Here is a 15,417-nt window from a genome sequence, read left to right on the forward strand (position 1 = left end):
GGCTACCGGCTGCCGATGGGCTGCTGCACCAGGCCGGCGAGCAGCGTGCCCGCACCCTGCAGCCAGATCGGCCAGCTCGCGGGATCCAAGGCCATGGAGCCCTCGTCGTGGATGGCGCAGCCGGGCTGCGCGGGGACGCCGTCGAAGCGTTCCTTCAGCCACAGCAATACCCGTGCGAGGCTGTCGATTTCGAGCGTGATGTGTTCACTGAAGTGGTCGCGGGTGTACTGCACCTGGGCCTTCGGGTCACGGCAGTACTGGTCGACGAGCGCGTTCACCGGACCGACCGGCGCGATCCAGTCGGGGTTGGAGTTGAAGATGAACATCGGCATGTCGGGAACCGCATGACCCATGCGGAGCGCGTCGAACACCTTGGTGGGCACGGGATCGTTCAACGCGTTCGGTGAATCGTAAAGCCCGCTTTCGAGATTCATGAACGGCAGGATCGCGGCGGAGTACAGGCACAGCGAGTTCTTGACCGGAGCCAAGGCTTTGCCGAACGCGTTCATGTGCTGGGCGTTGTACGCGGCCAGCTCGGGATACTCCCGCTCGACGCCGAGCAGCCCCGAAAAGATCAGTCCCGAGCCGAGATTCCCGCTGGCCATCTGGTACATCGCCTTGATGTCGGCGGGGACGCCACCTTCCGACGCCCCGACGATATTGAGCTCCGGGGCATAGGACGCCGCCAGTTCGGCGGTGTGCCCGGTGGTGATCGCGCCGCCGGAGTACCCGGCGAGGCCGACCTTGGTCTGCGGTCCGAGGCCCATCGGCTCGAAGTTCTCCGCGGCCCGGATGCCGTCGAGGGTGATCCGGGCGCCGAGCGGACCGGCGGCGAAGGCGGAGTTCGGGCCCTCGTGATCCGGCATCGCCACCGCCCAGCCCGCCCCGAGCCCGGTCAGCGGAAGCACGAACTCGAACGGGATGTCGAACTGGCCGGTGATGTTGCCCGGCACCGAAGCCTGTTGCAGCACATACGATGGCGCGCAGTACTGGGCGTTCGAGTCCTGCGGGAACTGGTAGGACAGCAGCGGGCGCGGCACGCCGCCGTTGTCGCCGCGCGGCTTCATCAGCGTGGTGACCGCGGCGATCGGTTCATCCCGGGTGTTGGTCGACCGGTAGGACAACTGCCACGCGTCGATGTTGAACGGAATGGTCGAGTAGAACGCGAGATGCACCGCGCGCGCCGCGATGATCTCGCCGGGCTGCTTCGACGCCACGACCTCGGCCGGGGGTGCGTAGAACGCGGGATCGAGTTCCGGCGGGGACGGTGGAATGGGGAACGGCAGCGGCGGTTGTACCGGAACCTGCTGCGCGACAGGGTTTTGTTCGGCCGGTGCGGCCATTGCTGGTATTCCGACAGCAACCTGCACGGAGGTCGCGAGGAGGGCGACGAGAACCGCAGTGAGGAATCGCCCGAGCCGGCCCGGGATAACGGTATTCATTGCGGCTTCTTTCGCTGGTGAGCGGTGCTGATGAGATCCGATGAAGGGATCTGTCGGGCGGAGAAAGTATTCCGGCCACGACCGCGCGCCGGTGAACGGCGCGCCGCGCTTGACCCACCAGAATTTCTGTAAGGCTAAGTAACAGCAAATGCTAAACCGAGTTATAGGTCCAGAGGCAAAGTTCTAATTCACTGACCGCTGGGCTATGCACATTGCACAATTTCGAGATTCGCTGTGCGAGGAGTACGCCTCGAGCTGCCGGGATGTTGTCCGCGTGGCGACCGACCGGGCAGCGCTGGGTTGTGCTGGATGACAACCTACGGCGACAACCTTGGTGGCTGTGCCAAGAGACGGCAGCGCCCCCGCTGCCAGACTCGTAGGTGCGTTATCCCGGTTTCGGTCGATGCCATTCCCGAGGAGCTGGACGTGCCGATGCTGTCCACCATCATTCGCACGATCGATGTGCACGGCGTACCGATCGGTTATACCGACACGGGCGACCCGAACGGCCGATCCGACAGTCCCGTCATCGTTTTCGGGCACAGTCTGCTGTTCGGCGGCTGGATGTTTCGCGCACAGATCGACGCCCTGCGCCAGCACTACCGCTGCATCGCGATCGATTGGCGCGGCCAAGGCGGCACGCAGCCGACCATGGACGGCTACGACATGGACACGCTGACCACGGACGCCGTCGGGCTGATCCGCGCACTGCGTCTCGCGCCGGTGCACTGGGTCGGTATCGGCATGGGCGGTTTCGTCGGCCAGCGGGTCGCCGCCCGGCACGGCGAGCTGCTGCGGTCACTGACCCTGCTGGACACCAGCGCCGAGCCCGAGGATCCGACCAGGATCGGCAGGTACACCCGGCTCGCCTGGGCGGTGCGCTTTCTCGGCGTCGAGGCGGTGCGCGGCAAGCTCGCACGGCTGCTGTTCGGGCCTGCGTTCCTGGCCGATCCGGCCGCCGCGGACACCGTCGCCGAGTGGGCCGAACGGCTCGACCGGGTCGACAGCGTAGGCACCCGCAAAGCGATGCTCGGCGTGATCGGTCGCGCTCCGGCCGATCGCGAGGTCACCGCCATCACCGCGCCGACCCTGGTCGCGGTCGGCGGCGACGACGTGGTGACGCCGATTGCGGCGGCGTCGCGGCTCGCGGAGCTGATTCCCAAGGCGCGGTTCGAGATCATCGAAAATGCCGGGCACTGCTGTGTTCTGGAGCAACCCGCCGTTGTCACCGCGTTGATCCAAGACTTTCTCGCCGATGCCGCCGACCGGCGATGAGCTGCCTCATTCATGGGGTGTTCGGCGGTCTGCGTGGTCTAGGCGATCGCGCGGTCCGGCTGGGGCGTCAGGATTCTGTCGCCATAGGTTTGTGCGCAGCGCAGCGCCAATTCGATATAGGTGGCCCGCTCTTCGACGGAATGCCCCAGCAATTCCTCGGATTGGTTGATGCGGTAGCGGACGGTGTTGGGATGGACGTTCAATTGTTGAGCGGCGGCGGGGGCATTGCGGCCGCAGGCCAGGTAGGCCAGCAGTGTTTCGCGCAACCGGGCGGTGGTCTCGTCGGTGTTCATCAGCGCGCCCAATTCCCTTGTCGCCATGGCACGCATCGCCTCGACGCTGCCGTCACCGGTGGTGAGGCAGACCAATTCGACGTCGCTGTAGCGGATCACCGTTGCGGCGTAATCGGTGGCGATCGCCACCCGCTGTGCGGCGATGGCCTCGCGATGACTCTGCCGGAACCCGGCGATATCCGGGGCCGATGTTCCGACGGCGACGTGCAGACCGGGTTGCTCGGCCGCGGGCAGGGCGGTGAGGTCCGGCACGCCCGCCGTGGCGAGCCACGCCCACATGCCGCGCACCCCGGACGACAGCATCAGCGGTCGCGGCGCGTCGAGCAGGGTGGCGATGTCGTTGCCGAACTTCTCCAAGGTGCGCACCGGGTCCGGGGTGGCCAGCGACTCGTCGGTCCACAGCACCAGCGCGGTTTGGTAGCGGCGCAGCGAGTGGCCGAGCTGGGTCTCGGCCTGATCGACGTCGACCGCGTCGCCGCGCAGCAGCGCACCCGCGAGCCCGAACCGCCGGGCCAGCGCGCCGCGCTGCCACTGCTCGCGTTCGTCGGTGTACACCGCGACCGAGGCCTCCACGCAGGTGTCGGTCCATTCGAGCACGCGATCCCAGAACAGCAGCAGCACGGCGCTGCGGAGCTGGTCGTCCTCGATCGCCTTGTTCAGGAAGTCGGTGATGTACTGCCAGAGCATGGCCTGCCCGACTCGATAGGTGCGCATCACCACGTCGATGCCGAACCCGCGCCGCGCGACCGTGCGCGACAGCGCGAGTACCTCGGCGGGCGGATGCACCTCGAACACCTCCCGGCTCACCATGGCCAGGAAGCTGCGCCAGTGCGAGCGGGTCGCGGCATGCAACTGCTCGGCGAGTTCGGCGTCGCCGGGCAGTTGCGCGTTGACCTCGTTGATCCGGCCGTCGACCAGGTCGACCAGCTGCTGGGTCTGCTCGTCGCTGCGGGCCTGTGCCCCGAACTGGACGAGCCAGTCGAGGGCTTCCTGATCCAAGGCAGTCATAGTGCTCATTCTGCTGCCCGGCGTATCGGGGCGCGGCGCATTCGATTACGCGACGCACACTGCGTGGTTGCGGCCGGAGGTGCGTCCGATAGGTAATCTGAGTAAGCCGCGTTTCGGCGAATCTCTCCAGCAGTCGTTCGGCACATCCGATCAGCAGTGACCCCACACGTGGAGGCCGTAATGGACGGATCGGCGATCAGCGAACTATCGAGCACCAAAGAAACCTGTTGGTCAGTTTGTATTTCGGACCCGTGGGCATAACCGGCTCATGAAACCGGAGGAAGCCGCGCGCCGCTTGCTGGAGGACATTTTGGCGCGCTATACGTCGGTCGAAGAATTCATCGGCCTACTACGCGTCGACCCCCTCGTAGACACCACGGAACTGCCGCCGATATCGGCTTATCTCTGGACCATTCCCACATAACGCCGAGACCGGCGCCCGCACCACAACTCAGCGATGCCCGATCGATCGTGGTCGGCGCGTCTCGATGTCGTGCGCGAGATCGGTCCACTGGTTGGCGAGCGCGGCGAGCCGGGACCACGCCGCGTGCACGCGCTGTTCGGGCACGTTCTCGGCGGTCATCAACAGGTGGTCGGCGAGGATCTGGGCGGCGGCCATCCGGTCGATGGTGCTGCCGAGGGACTCGGCCTGCTGGTCGTCCGTGCGCCGCGGCGGGACCTGCTTGGCCACCCAATCATCGATCACGGTGACGACTTCGCCACGGCGGCAGTCGATTTCCACCAAACGGTCCGGCTGTGCGCGGCGGGTGTGATGCAACTGCGCCAACGCCCGAGCCAGTTGAATGACCAGGTGGTCGCCCGGACGGTCCCCGGTTTGTAGTCGCAATGCGGCGGACAGTTCGTGCCAGTCCGGCAGGAGCGGCCGCCGGCCGCCTTCGCCGCACATCGCCCATGGCCTCGGTCCGTCGGCGGTCTGCACGGTCACGTGACGCGGCCGGCGCGGCCTGGTGCATGCGGCTGGCAAATGCGACCGGCTCGTGCCTCACTGCACAGACTCTGCGGCATAGCGCACGCGCGAAACCGCGTGTCCCCCATCGATCGGTGTTCCGGTTGCGTGGGCAAGGTAGGCCTTCCCTAGCGACGGTCGAGGTGCATCCGGCACCAGCGACCAGCCATATCCTCTGGGTGAGGCCGGTCGTTCTGCGCGTACCCGAGATAAGGGAGCAAAGCGCCCGGCGCCGGATGCAGCTACAAGTCTCGTCGGTGACGCGGTTCACCGTAACCCTAATTCAGGTCATTCCTGGGCCGGTTTGGCCTCTTTGGTTATGTTCGGGCAATCTGCCGGTCGGCGGTCAGCGCCGAGCTGTGTCTACAAGCTGGTCTCGGGCAGCACGGTGAAGTGGCGGACGGTGCCGGACAGGTGGGGGAGTTCGGTTGGCTCGGACCAGGTTCGGAAATCGTCGCGGCTGTCGCTGTAGAAGTACCGGGGGTGGTCCTGGTTGTAGTCGTCGAAGAAGATGCGCCAGCCGCCGCCGGGGAGTGGGATGACGCACTGGCCTTCGCGCGGCGCGCCCCAGCGCGCCCAATCTCCGGTGGCGACAAACACATACGGGCCGGCCGGGTCGGCGGCGACGGCGAGTTCGACGAGTTTGCTGGTCTCGTTCTTGGTGAACGCGAAGTAGCGGCCGTAGTGGTGCACCACGGTGGTGTCGATGTAGCCGTAGCCGAAGTGGTCGCAGGTGGGGCGATCGACGGGGGTCCGGTAGCCGGCGGGCGGACCCAGCCCGGCCAGCGGCGTGAGCGGACCCCACCAGCTCAGTTCCGGGTTATCCGCCCTCATCAGATGCGGCGTGAATCGGCACCCGTCCGACAGCGACACGATCACGTTGACGTTCCCCTGCGCGTCGACCAGCCATTCCGGCGCCCAGGTCGACGTGACGCTCGGGTCCGCCACCTCGTAGTCGTACATGTGCGTCCAGTTGACGCGGTCGTCGCTGCGCGCGAAGCCGATCGTGCGGCCCTCCCATGCGGTGGTGTAGGTGAGGTAATAGGCGCCGTCGACGTGGCGGAAGAGGGACGGGTCGCGCAGCAGGCCGGTCGGCGGACGGTAGGCGGGGCCGCGCAGTAGCTGGAAGTTCGTCGCGTCGGTCGATTCGTAGACGTACAAATCGGTTTCGCTGGAATGGGTGAACGCGGTCATCGTGTACCGCACCACCGGCCCGGTGGCCGCGGCGTGCTTCAGTGCCAGCAGGCTGAGCGGCAGGCCTGCCGCCAAGGCCAGCGCGGACCTGCGACGCATCGTCACCAATGCCACATCCCGAATTATCCAACGCTGGTTGCCTCCCGCTTGCCGACACGCCGGAGGCAGTTGGGCAGCCCACTGGACGGCGATTCGCACAGCTCTACGCCGCGGCGGCCCGACGAGTCGCCCGGCGGTCCTGGGCCTGGATCGGGTCGCCACCTCGACGGGGGAACCCACCAGGCTGATCGGCATATCGAATGGCTGTGTCGGAGAACAAGTTACGGACCCGTCCTTGGTGCCCAGCCCAAGACGGCGCACCACCCGGACTGCGATTCTTTAGGCAAGCAAGAGGATCCACCCGGCAGATCGCGTCGACCGCGTCCTGGTCGCCGGTCGTGCCGAGCCGTCACGTGCCTCAGCTCGTTTGCCGAACGCCGAGTAGCTGGAGTCGGAACCATGCCCGAGCCGTCCCAGGGAGAGCGACCAACGCCCGCCCTCCCCACCGCCCGCGAACTGCTGGACGCGATGCATGACGTTGTCCCCGAACGACATCCGGCCGCGCCGATCCTGCGCGCCGCCTGCCTGCTCGCCGCGGTGGACGAGTGGATCCACCGCCATCGCGCCGCGCTCGAGGCGAGCCCGCCCACCGCGCGTCGGGTGAACGGCCCCGGGATCGAACGCGCCGCGCGCACCCTGCGCCGCTACCTGATCGAGGGAATCGCCGCCGCGGCGCCCGGCGTCGACGGTGTCGGCAAGGCCGTCGACGAACTGGCCCGCGCCTGGGTCGACTGGCGCGACCTCAGCGCCGGCGACGACCTGCCCCACCAGGTCGACACCCACCAAGCCCTGCTCGCCGCCTGTGCCGCCTACGACAAGCTGGCCGGGCACGACCCCGGCCGGACATAACGCTGATCGGGACCGCCCACATTCGTACCGCTGCGTGGAAACGTGCGAGCCGGAGCGGTGATTCGACTTCGCGTTACCTGTGCAGACGAAGCGGTGGTGCGCAACGACATGTCACTTTTTATCGAATGCAAGGTTGCGTTTATCTGGGATCGGCACGGTCAGCGGAACATTCCATCCGGAATCGCCACGGGATTGGGATCGGGTGGGTAATCTGGTCGAGTCCCATGAAGTTCGGGACAGTTCCGCAGAGTGAGTCGTGGTCGCCCCTGCGGCTCACTATCGCTGTACACAGTCCGATGAGGCCCGGGGTTTCCCCGGGCCTCATTGGTCGTTATCGGGAAATTCTGCTGTCGCAGCGACAATTCGCCCCTGATTCTCCGATCCAGACGCGCCGTCGATCCGAATATGTCGTAGTGCCGACACGTGGCGTTCAGGTGTCGGCCGCAGGTATCACATTCGCTACGACAAAGGGGTTACCTATGTTTCACAAAACCGCGATCGCCGCGGTGACCGGGCTGTTCGCTGTCACCGCGACGCTCGCCGTTGCCACCGGCGCGGCAAATGCCGCTCCGCAACAGGATTCGGGTACCACGCCGAACGCGACCACTCTGGCGCAGAACTTCGACGCCGTCGCAGAGGAAGCTGCGGCTCCGAAGGCGATGGATGACAAGGAAGGCAACGGAAAAGGCAAGGGAAAGGGTAAGGGAAAAGGAAAGGGGGAGGGGGAAGGTAAGGGCAAGGGCGGCGAGACCGGCGACGAATCGGTAGCCGTCGACACCGAACTCGCGGCGACACTCAACTCCGCATTGCGGGATTTCCTCCGGCCACCGAATGGCGGAGCGGAGCTGGGCCTCGGCGGCATACCTGTCGACAAGTGGCTCGATATGTTCCTCGGCCCCGAGTCGGGTGTCGAGGGGGACATGCCCAAGGCCAAGCCGAGCGGGTCGGAGTAGTGATCTCCCCGCGTTACTGATTCATCCGGCAACAGGCAGGTCCGCATCGCCGATTATGCGATCGGACCTGCCTGCTGTCGTTCCGGGAGAAAGTCGGTGTCCCACCCGGTACGGACGATCCTTCGGCGACCCGAGTAGAGCAGACAGGCGCTTTCGGAAAGGAGCAACGCCCAGACGAGGTGCCGACTTGTGGTGAGACGCTTGGTCTTCGCCTCTGCGGATTCCGGCCGGATGCGACCACGCGACGGATCAGTGGTGTCCACCTGCGCACCGGTACCGACCTCGATGGCCGGGTTCTTCGGTTTCCGCTGCGGGGCAGGGGTTTTGGTCGCGCTACCGGTGGAGGGCGACCGAACTTCAGGATCAGGGATGGTAACGAGCACGCTGTCGGGCTGGGCGAGCACAGGTTCGGGTTCGGCAGGCACCGGTAGCGCACGGGCGAGTTCTACGAACCAGTCGGCGATGAATTGCGCCGAGGGGCGTTCGGCGTCGACCGCGGTGACGGCATACGCGCCGTGGCGGGTTACCGCGTCGTGGTATCTGCCCCAGACTTCGGTGTCGGCGAGCTCGATGTTGTCGCTGACCAGGCGTCCGATGGCATTGAACGCCTGGGTGAGGACCTGGGTGAACCGTGGTGCGGCGGAGCGTTTGGGCATCGCGGCGAACATCTTGGTGCCGAGGGTGGCCAGGCCGGCGAGTGGATCCGTGGCGCCGATGGCCCCGATCTGGCAGACGTCTTCCGGATGCAGCACGACGCCGACGATGCTGGTCAAGGTGTTCAGCGTGATGGTAGCGATGCGCAGCGCGGCCGCCTGGCCGGTCGGGTCGTCGATCACCGACCGAGGATCGGAGGCTTCGGCGAGTCGTTCGCTGAGCGATTTTTCGCGGGACAGGACGAGGCTGCCGGGGGTAAAGCCCTGCAGATCCTTGTCGACCACGTCGGTCGCGGTTTTGCTGACGGTGGCGGCCAGCGCGTCGGTAATCGAGGACAGCGCGGTCAGCGGGTCGTCCAACGGCAGCAGCGCCTGCCCGGCGATGTTGGTGATCATGTGCAGGATCGGCGAGTTCGCGGGGGAGTCGCAGACCAGGTCGCCGTCGATGCAGAACGACGCGACCCGGCCGGTGAGCGCGCCGAAGTCGGGGGCGAGGTCGCGCAATGGTCCGATTCCGCCGCCCGCGGCGGGAGCGGGTTGAGCTTGCAGCGCGGCCAGGCCGGCGGACACCGTGCCGGGCGCGGGATCCGGTGCGTGTCTTCCGGCAGTGCCGGGGAACAGCGGTGCGCCGGGGTAGCGAGTGGGGTCGGCGAGCAAGGCGACGCCCGCGATCCGGTCGGCGGGCACGGGGGACTCGCCGCGGCCGATTTCCTGGGCGAGCAAGGAGGCGATGTGCGCGCCCTGGGAGTACCCGACAAAAGCCAATCGGGTGTCCTGGCAACGTTCCATGACGGATTCTGTCATCGCCCGCAGTTGCTGCAAGCCGCCGGTGACCGACTGCGAGTAGGGGACTTGGCCACCCGGCACCGCACCGCCGAAGCCCGCTTCATAGGGAACGTACGCGCGATTGGTCCGTTCCGGCTCGGCCGCCAGCATCGGTCGGAAGATCGCCGACAGCATGCCGCGGTCGTCCGAAGGATTCGCGTCAGGCGATGACTCGCCCGTGCCGGGAACGCCGATGGCGTACAGGGCTGGGCAGCGCAGTGATTGGCCGGGCGCGGGCTGAGCCGTGCCGGCGCCCGCTCCGGTATGCATAGCGAAGGCCGCACCTGCGACGATTGTCCCTAGTCTCCGAATACCTGTTCTGGAGAACAGCATTCGACGCACTATCTCCACCTTCACATTGCTCTGCTCGGCCCGTGGCCGGTAGTGGTCACCGAAGGTCTGCGGCGTTCGCGGTCCGGGGTGGGCTTCGGCGCCACCCCGGACCGTGTCGAATCAGCCGCCGAGAAGCGCGGTTACGACGCTGGTGAGGCCCGAGGTGAGGGCGGTGACGACGGCGGTGAGGAGCGGTGCAAGCATGTTCTCCCTTTCGTTTCCTGTGTTTTCAAGCCACCCGGTCAGTTTTCGTGCGGTCGATCCGACGCCGAGTCTGAAATGTCGGTGCCCCGTTACGAGAACTCCAGGTGGCGCGAACAACCCGGTTGGGCGTCCAACGCTGACCATGCCGGGAACCGTCAGTGGCAGGCGTCGATAGTGTCTTCGTTACCCGAGTACGTTCGGATGGAAGAATCTTCGATCGATTTTTGATCAGCCGCTGAGCTGGCAAAATGGCTGCTGCCCTGCGGCTTCGCCGGTGACGGCCGCCGCGCGCAGGTGTTTTGTCCTTTTGGGGACAGGTGCGCTAGCCTTCCTCGGCGATCCAGCTCGTGCTCTCGTTCGGCAAATGTCATCGATCCGTCAATGGCGATCACAGGAGCAGTCATGTTGAGTGGTCTCTTCGGTCTAGTGAACAGCGTGCTTGCGGTAACGGAGAACCTGGTCGGGATTCTCACCTTCGGCATTCTGGGCTAGCGGCAGGCGCGCATTTCCGTTGGCTCCGGACCGAATTCGGGCAATACGGAGATGTGCGCCCACTGCGCATTCTGAGTGGCTCCCACCGCATTCGCCGGGGTGTACCGGCGCACGAGCAACGATCGAGGAGGTTCGCTGTGACGCGTTTGTCGAAGGAATTAGCGGCTTTTGCCGTGCTGGCGATCGTAATCTACTGTGCGGCAACGGATTCGCTGGCTTTCTGGAACCAGGACGGCGTCGGCCGGGACTGGTTCGGGGTGTCCGGCGCGGGCGCTCCGCAGGTCGATGGCGGCGGGTTCCCTTGGTAGGCAAAGTGATTCCGCTACTGCCCGGTGCCGCCCATGGCACTGCGGTGCTGGAGGTCGACGACACCCGTGAGCTGCTCGCCCAAGCACGCGCCAGAGCGACCAGCGCCGCGGGCCGGGCCAGTGCCGCGAGCAGGCGTGCGGTGAACCGGGACAAGGCGGTCGACCATGTCGCGCGCGCCCACGGCGCCGCCCGTGCCGTCGCGGCCGCGAACACCACCCGCGACGCCGCATGGCACGCGTATGTCGCCGCCAACCACGCGATCAAGGCAACCTTCTACGCGGTCGCCAGTGCCGACGCGGCGGTCACCGTCGGGGACGCGGCCGCCGCCGCGCTCACCGCCGCGAAGGCCGCCGCCTTCGCCCCCGACGACATCACGGTCGCCAATGCCGCCGCCGCGGCAGAGGAGGCCGCCGCCGGTGCGAGCAACGGGGCCTATGGTGCCCCGACTGCCGTGACGATCGCCCGGATCGCCCATCGCATGTCGCCGAACTGACGCGGGGTCATCCCGGAATCGTCGGCCCGCGCAACTGCCTGGTTGCGTTGCCGAGCCTGCTTCTTATCCGTGCTCCAGGCTCTGCACTCGCCGAGAGGACCGAGCTTGCCCGAGGTTCAGCAATTAATCGGTTAAGTTCACGGTTTATGCGCACATGGACACGGCGTGCCGCGGTAGCACTCGCGGCTTCGATGGCCGCGCTGCTGGTCCCCGGCATGGGTGTTGCTCAGCCGGAGCCAACGGCGGGGGTGGCCGCGCTCGGGCCCGACTTCCTCTGGGGCGTCGCGGCGTCCGGCTTCCAGTCGGAAGGGCACGCGCCGGGCAACGGTGGCCCCGGCTCGGTTTCGGCGCATCGGGTGTCCGCGGGCAACGATGCGCCCGACAGCAATTGGGTGCGCTACATCGAGCGCCACCCCGAGTTCGACCGATATCAGAGCGCGATCGACTTCTACAACCGGTACGCCGCCGATATCGATCTGGCGAAGTCGCTGGGGGTGAAGGTGTTCCGGATCGGAATCGAGTGGGCGCGGCTGCAACCGACGAGCCGGTTGGAGTGGGACGCCGACGGCTTCCGCTTCTACGACGCGGTGATCGCCAAGATCGTCAAGGCGGGCATGCGGCCGATGCTCACCCTCGATCACTGGGTGTACCCGGGCTGGGCGTACGACGGAGCCTTCCGAGGCAAACATTCCGATTCGCCGGACACCGGCTGGGACAACCCGGAAATGGTCGAAGCCTGGCTGGCCAACATGCGCAAGGTGGTGGACCGATACGCGCCGCGAAATCCGTTGTGGGTCACCATCAACGAGCCGGTCGCCTACATCATGCACGAGGTACGCAACAACGCCACCAATCAGGGGCGGATGGAAGATCTGGTGGCCGAGGCGCACAACAAGATCTACGACTACATTCACCAGGTACGCCCCGACGCGCAGGTGACCAGCAACATCGGCTACGTCGCCGGGATCGACGATCAGGTCAACGGTGCATTGTTCGCGAAGATCGCCGATCACCTCGACTACATCGGCGTCGACTACTACTTCGCCTACGAACCGCCGGCCTCGACGCCACCCGCCACCGTCCGGTCCATCGCGGCCATCGGGTCACCCGGTATGTGGAACCTGCCGATCCGGACCGAGGGCATCTACTACGCGGTGAAACGTTATGCGGAGGAGGCGCGCAAGGTCGGCAAGCCCGATATGCCGATCTACGTGGTCGAGAACGGTATGCCCACCGAGGATGCCAACTCCGACGACGGCAATACGCCGGGGACAGGCAACTACAATCGCAGCGACCACTTGCGCGACACCGTCTACTGGTTGCAACGCGCCAAGGCCGACGGCGTGAACCTGATCGGCTACAACTACTGGAGCATCACCGACAACTACGAATGGGGCAGCTACCGCCCACGATTCGGCCTCTACACCGTGGACGTGCTGAGCGACCCCACCCTGCAGCGCCGCCCCACCAAAGCCGTCGCCACCTACACCGAGACCATCGCCGGGGGCGGAGTCTCGCCGGACTATCGGCCCACCCGTGCGCCGTCCGGTTGCGACGTCGTCGACCCGACTCCCGGCTGCGTCGATGTGGCGGCTCCGTAGCAGCCTGCTGGATCAGGCTGGGATGGCCGACTTCAGGGTTACCGAGCGCAAAAACGGGATGCCCGTCGAGGGCATCCCGTTTCGCGTGTTGAAAGATCGTGTTACTCCACGACTTCGACTATGTCGCCGGGCTCCAAATGATTGAAGGTGGCCTCGGCGGCATCGGGGTTCATCCGAATGCAGCCGTGCGACATCGAATCGAGCGGCCCGATGTGTGTGGCGATATCGCCGTCGAAGAAGACGGCGTATTCCATCGGCGCATTGTGCATTGTGCTCCAGAAATCCCGCCGCTTGAAGTCGACGTCGAAGACGCCGACGTGCGACTCGTATCCCGGCCTGCCGATCTCGATCGGCTTCGGACCGAACACGGTCCGGCCGTCCTCCATCAGCCACACTTCCTTGGTCGACAGCCGCATGCACGCGCGCACCTTCGCCGCGGTGCACGGTGCGTAGACCGGCGCGGGAGGCGGCGGCTGAATGATGGCCGGGATACCCGGTATATCGGGGCCGCCGGGCCATAACGGCTCGGCCTGCGCGGTTGCCGTCATGGCGAATCCGGCTGACGCGACCCCGGCCAGTACCGCGAATCTAGCCGCCCGATCTCGAAAACGCCTGCTGCTCGTCAAATTTCCGACCTCTCTTCGCCTTACCGCCACGCTTTGTGCCGAATGCCCAGGGTGATAGGAATGCCTCGTCGCAACGCTCAGAAATCCGAGGTGCTGCCGATCATCGCGGACGGTGCGCGTGTGGTCAATCGTGGCGCGCGAATTGTTAGCCGAACTATCCCTGGTTAACCGAACAGCCCCCCGCCGTGCCCGGCCTGCTGGCCGCCGCCGGTGCCGCCGATGAACCCGCCGGGCGGCAGCTCCGAGGGCTGCACGATGACGAAGCCGCGGCCGGAGAACGCCAGCGTGAGGCCCTCACCGGTGCTGCGCCCGAGCAGCCTGCCCAGGCCGAACGAGTCGTTGCGCTTGATCCCGGTCTGCAAACTCGACGACCAGGCCACCGCCGCTTGCGGATCGGCGTAGGTCGGCTGATCCACCTGCAAGACCACGGGCGAGCCGTGCGTGGTGATGGCGATCCGGCCCCGCCCGGTGAAGACGCAGTTGAAAAGCCCGGCGTTACTGGCGACTCCGGCCGCACCCTGCACCCGCTGGACCCGGTAGCTCAGGCTCGAGTCGAAGGCGAGCACGTTGGACCCGTTGATGGTGAGGCCGTCGCTGCCGTCGAGGTCGATGAGGTGCACGTCGGCGGCGCTGTCGGCGAGGAACAGGTCGCCGCGGCCGGACACGTTCATCAGCGGCACGCCCTCGCCGGTGAGCCGCTGGGTGATCGCCCGGCCGATGCCGCCGGAGCCCAGCGCCTTGAACTGCATGTCGCCCTGGTACGCCACCATCGAACCGGCCCGCGCCATGACCTCGCCGTTGACGGCGACCTTGATCATCTTGCTGCCCTGCTTCTGGATGCCGACGCCGGTGACCTCGGCGTGGTTCGGGTTGAACAGATCGCTCTGCATGGGCAGTGCTCCTTGCTGAGGTGAGGGCGCGACGGGCGGGGGATACGAGGGTGCGCCCTGCGGGGGATAGTTCGGTGGCGCGCCTTGGGGTGGGTAGTTCGGTGGTGCGCCCTGGGGCGGGTAGTTCGGTGGTGCGCCTTGCGGTGCGTAGTTCGGCGGTGCACCCTGCGGCGGATAGTTTGTCGGTGCGCCAGGTGGTGGATAATTCGAGGGCGCGCCCTGAGGCGAATAGTTCGGCGGTGGCGCGCCGTGGGGCGGAGGCGGTGCCTGCGACGGGTAGCCCGGCGGCGAAACCGGTGCGGCAGCAGCAGCGCTCGGCGTGGGCGCCTCGGGTTCGTCGTCGATGTTCACCCCGAACGCCGTCGCGATACCGGCCAGCCCGTTGTCGTAACCCTGCCCGACCGCACGCACCTTCCAGGCGCCGCCGCGGCGATAGATCTCCACGCACACCACGGCCGTTTCGGTGGTGAGCCCGTCCATCGGGAAAGTCAGTGTGCCCGAATCGGAGCCGATCGTCGCCTGCAACGTGCCCGCGCGGGCGAAGGTGGGCGGTCCGCTGCCGTCGAGGCTGGCGGTGACCACGACCTTGTCGACGTCGGCCGGTAGCGCGCTGGTCTGCACGTCGACCATGTCACCACGACCGCTGCCGTGCCGATAGGTGACGCCGGGTCCGACCGGCTGGTTGAAGAAGACGAAGTCGGCGTCGGATCGGACGCGTCCGTCCGCGCCGAGCAGCAGCGCCGACACGTCGACCCCGGCCGAGCAGGCGACGGTCACCGTCATGCGATCGGCTGGCGCCGGCCGGTTCTCGCCGCGCGCGAGGGCGCTCACCGGGCACCCGCGCGGTGATCGGCGCTCGGGCCGAATGGCATGGGATTCACGGCATCAAGTCTGTCCCGACTCGGCCCCGC

General features: G+C 66.7%; 14 protein-coding genes. 7 read left to right on the forward strand and 7 right to left on the reverse strand.

Features of this window, described 5'->3' with window-relative positions; genetic code table 11:
• Nucleotides 1-2 precede the first annotated feature (2 nt).
• Entirely contained in the window at nt 3-1,442 is a 1,440-nt protein-coding gene (locus DBO33_RS08765) for a lipase family protein (RefSeq protein WP_199856559.1), read from the reverse strand.
• 432 nt (nt 1,443-1,874) lie between these two features.
• Between DBO33_RS08765 and DBO33_RS08770 the strand changes: the two genes are divergently transcribed.
• A complete protein-coding gene (locus tag DBO33_RS08770; RefSeq protein WP_199856943.1) occupies nt 1,875-2,717 on the forward strand; it encodes an alpha/beta fold hydrolase in 843 nt (280 codons plus the stop codon).
• 38 nt (nt 2,718-2,755) lie between these two features.
• Here the strand turns inward: DBO33_RS08770 and DBO33_RS08775 are convergent, their stop codons facing one another.
• The gene (locus DBO33_RS08775; RefSeq protein ID WP_159080155.1) at nt 2,756-4,018 is read right to left on the reverse strand and encodes a PucR family transcriptional regulator; all 1,263 of its coding nucleotides are present in this window, start codon (nt 4,016-4,018) and stop codon (nt 2,756-2,758) included.
• A gap of 268 nt (nt 4,019-4,286) precedes the next feature.
• On the opposite strand from DBO33_RS08775, the gene DBO33_RS42620 reads away from it, so the two are divergent.
• The gene (locus DBO33_RS42620) at nt 4,287-4,442 is read left to right on the forward strand and encodes a hypothetical protein (protein WP_159080156.1); all 156 of its coding nucleotides are present in this window, start codon (nt 4,287-4,289) and stop codon (nt 4,440-4,442) included.
• Nucleotides 4,443-4,469: 27 nt separating this feature from the next.
• On the opposite strand, the gene DBO33_RS08780 is transcribed toward DBO33_RS42620, so the two are convergent.
• Both DBO33_RS08780 and DBO33_RS08785 read right to left on the reverse strand, forming a co-directional pair.
• The gene (locus DBO33_RS08780) at nt 4,470-4,964 is read right to left on the reverse strand and encodes a DUF4254 domain-containing protein (RefSeq protein WP_159080157.1); all 495 of its coding nucleotides are present in this window, start codon (nt 4,962-4,964) and stop codon (nt 4,470-4,472) included.
• A gap of 384 nt (nt 4,965-5,348) precedes the next feature.
• Nucleotides 5,349-6,293 (reverse strand): glycoside hydrolase family protein, encoded by a 945-nt coding sequence (locus DBO33_RS08785; protein WP_325050703.1) that lies wholly within the window; start codon nt 6,291-6,293, stop codon nt 5,349-5,351.
• A gap of 384 nt (nt 6,294-6,677) precedes the next feature.
• On the opposite strand from DBO33_RS08785, the gene DBO33_RS08790 reads away from it, so the two are divergent.
• Together DBO33_RS08790 and DBO33_RS08795 are read left to right on the forward strand one after the other, a co-directional pair.
• Nucleotides 6,678-7,127, forward strand: coding sequence for a hypothetical protein (locus tag DBO33_RS08790; protein ID WP_107654588.1), 450 nt, complete (start codon nt 6,678-6,680; stop codon nt 7,125-7,127).
• A gap of 479 nt (nt 7,128-7,606) precedes the next feature.
• Complete coding sequence (locus DBO33_RS08795) at nt 7,607-8,080, forward strand: hypothetical protein (RefSeq protein WP_107654589.1); 474 nt, start codon at nt 7,607-7,609, stop codon at nt 8,078-8,080.
• 53 nt (nt 8,081-8,133) lie between these two features.
• On the opposite strand, the gene DBO33_RS08800 is transcribed toward DBO33_RS08795, so the two are convergent.
• Nucleotides 8,134-9,828 carry a cutinase family protein gene (locus DBO33_RS08800; protein WP_159080158.1) on the reverse strand — a complete coding sequence of 565 codons (1,695 nt, stop codon included), beginning with the start codon at nt 9,826-9,828 and terminating at the stop codon, nt 8,134-8,136.
• 896 nt (nt 9,829-10,724) lie between these two features.
• Here DBO33_RS08800 and DBO33_RS42625 point away from each other — a divergent pair.
• The 3 genes from DBO33_RS42625 to DBO33_RS08810 all read left to right on the forward strand — a co-directional run bounded on the left by DBO33_RS42625 (nt 10,725) and on the right by DBO33_RS08810 (nt 12,990).
• The gene (locus tag DBO33_RS42625; protein ID WP_159080159.1) at nt 10,725-10,895 is read left to right on the forward strand and encodes a hypothetical protein; all 171 of its coding nucleotides are present in this window, start codon (nt 10,725-10,727) and stop codon (nt 10,893-10,895) included.
• A gap of 5 nt (nt 10,896-10,900) precedes the next feature.
• Nucleotides 10,901-11,389, forward strand: coding sequence for a hypothetical protein (locus DBO33_RS08805; protein ID WP_107654591.1), 489 nt, complete (start codon nt 10,901-10,903; stop codon nt 11,387-11,389).
• Nucleotides 11,390-11,535: 146 nt separating this feature from the next.
• Nucleotides 11,536-12,990, forward strand: a complete 1,455-nt coding sequence (locus DBO33_RS08810; protein WP_107654592.1) for a family 1 glycosylhydrolase — start codon at nt 11,536-11,538, stop codon at nt 12,988-12,990.
• Between the two features lie 101 nt (nt 12,991-13,091).
• Here DBO33_RS08810 and DBO33_RS08815 read toward each other — a convergent pair whose 3' ends face one another.
• Both DBO33_RS08815 and DBO33_RS08820 read right to left on the reverse strand, forming a co-directional pair.
• Entirely contained in the window at nt 13,092-13,538 is a 447-nt protein-coding gene (locus DBO33_RS08815) for a L,D-transpeptidase (RefSeq protein ID WP_107654593.1), read from the reverse strand.
• A gap of 242 nt (nt 13,539-13,780) precedes the next feature.
• Nucleotides 13,781-15,289 (reverse strand): AIM24 family protein, encoded by a 1,509-nt coding sequence (locus DBO33_RS08820; RefSeq protein ID WP_107660089.1) that lies wholly within the window; start codon nt 15,287-15,289, stop codon nt 13,781-13,783.
• Nucleotides 15,290-15,417: the final 128 nt, after the last annotated feature.

Source organism: Nocardia suismassiliense (genome assembly GCF_900269665.1).
GTDB classification, from domain to species: Bacteria; Actinomycetota; Actinomycetes; order Mycobacteriales; family Mycobacteriaceae; genus Nocardia; species Nocardia suismassiliense.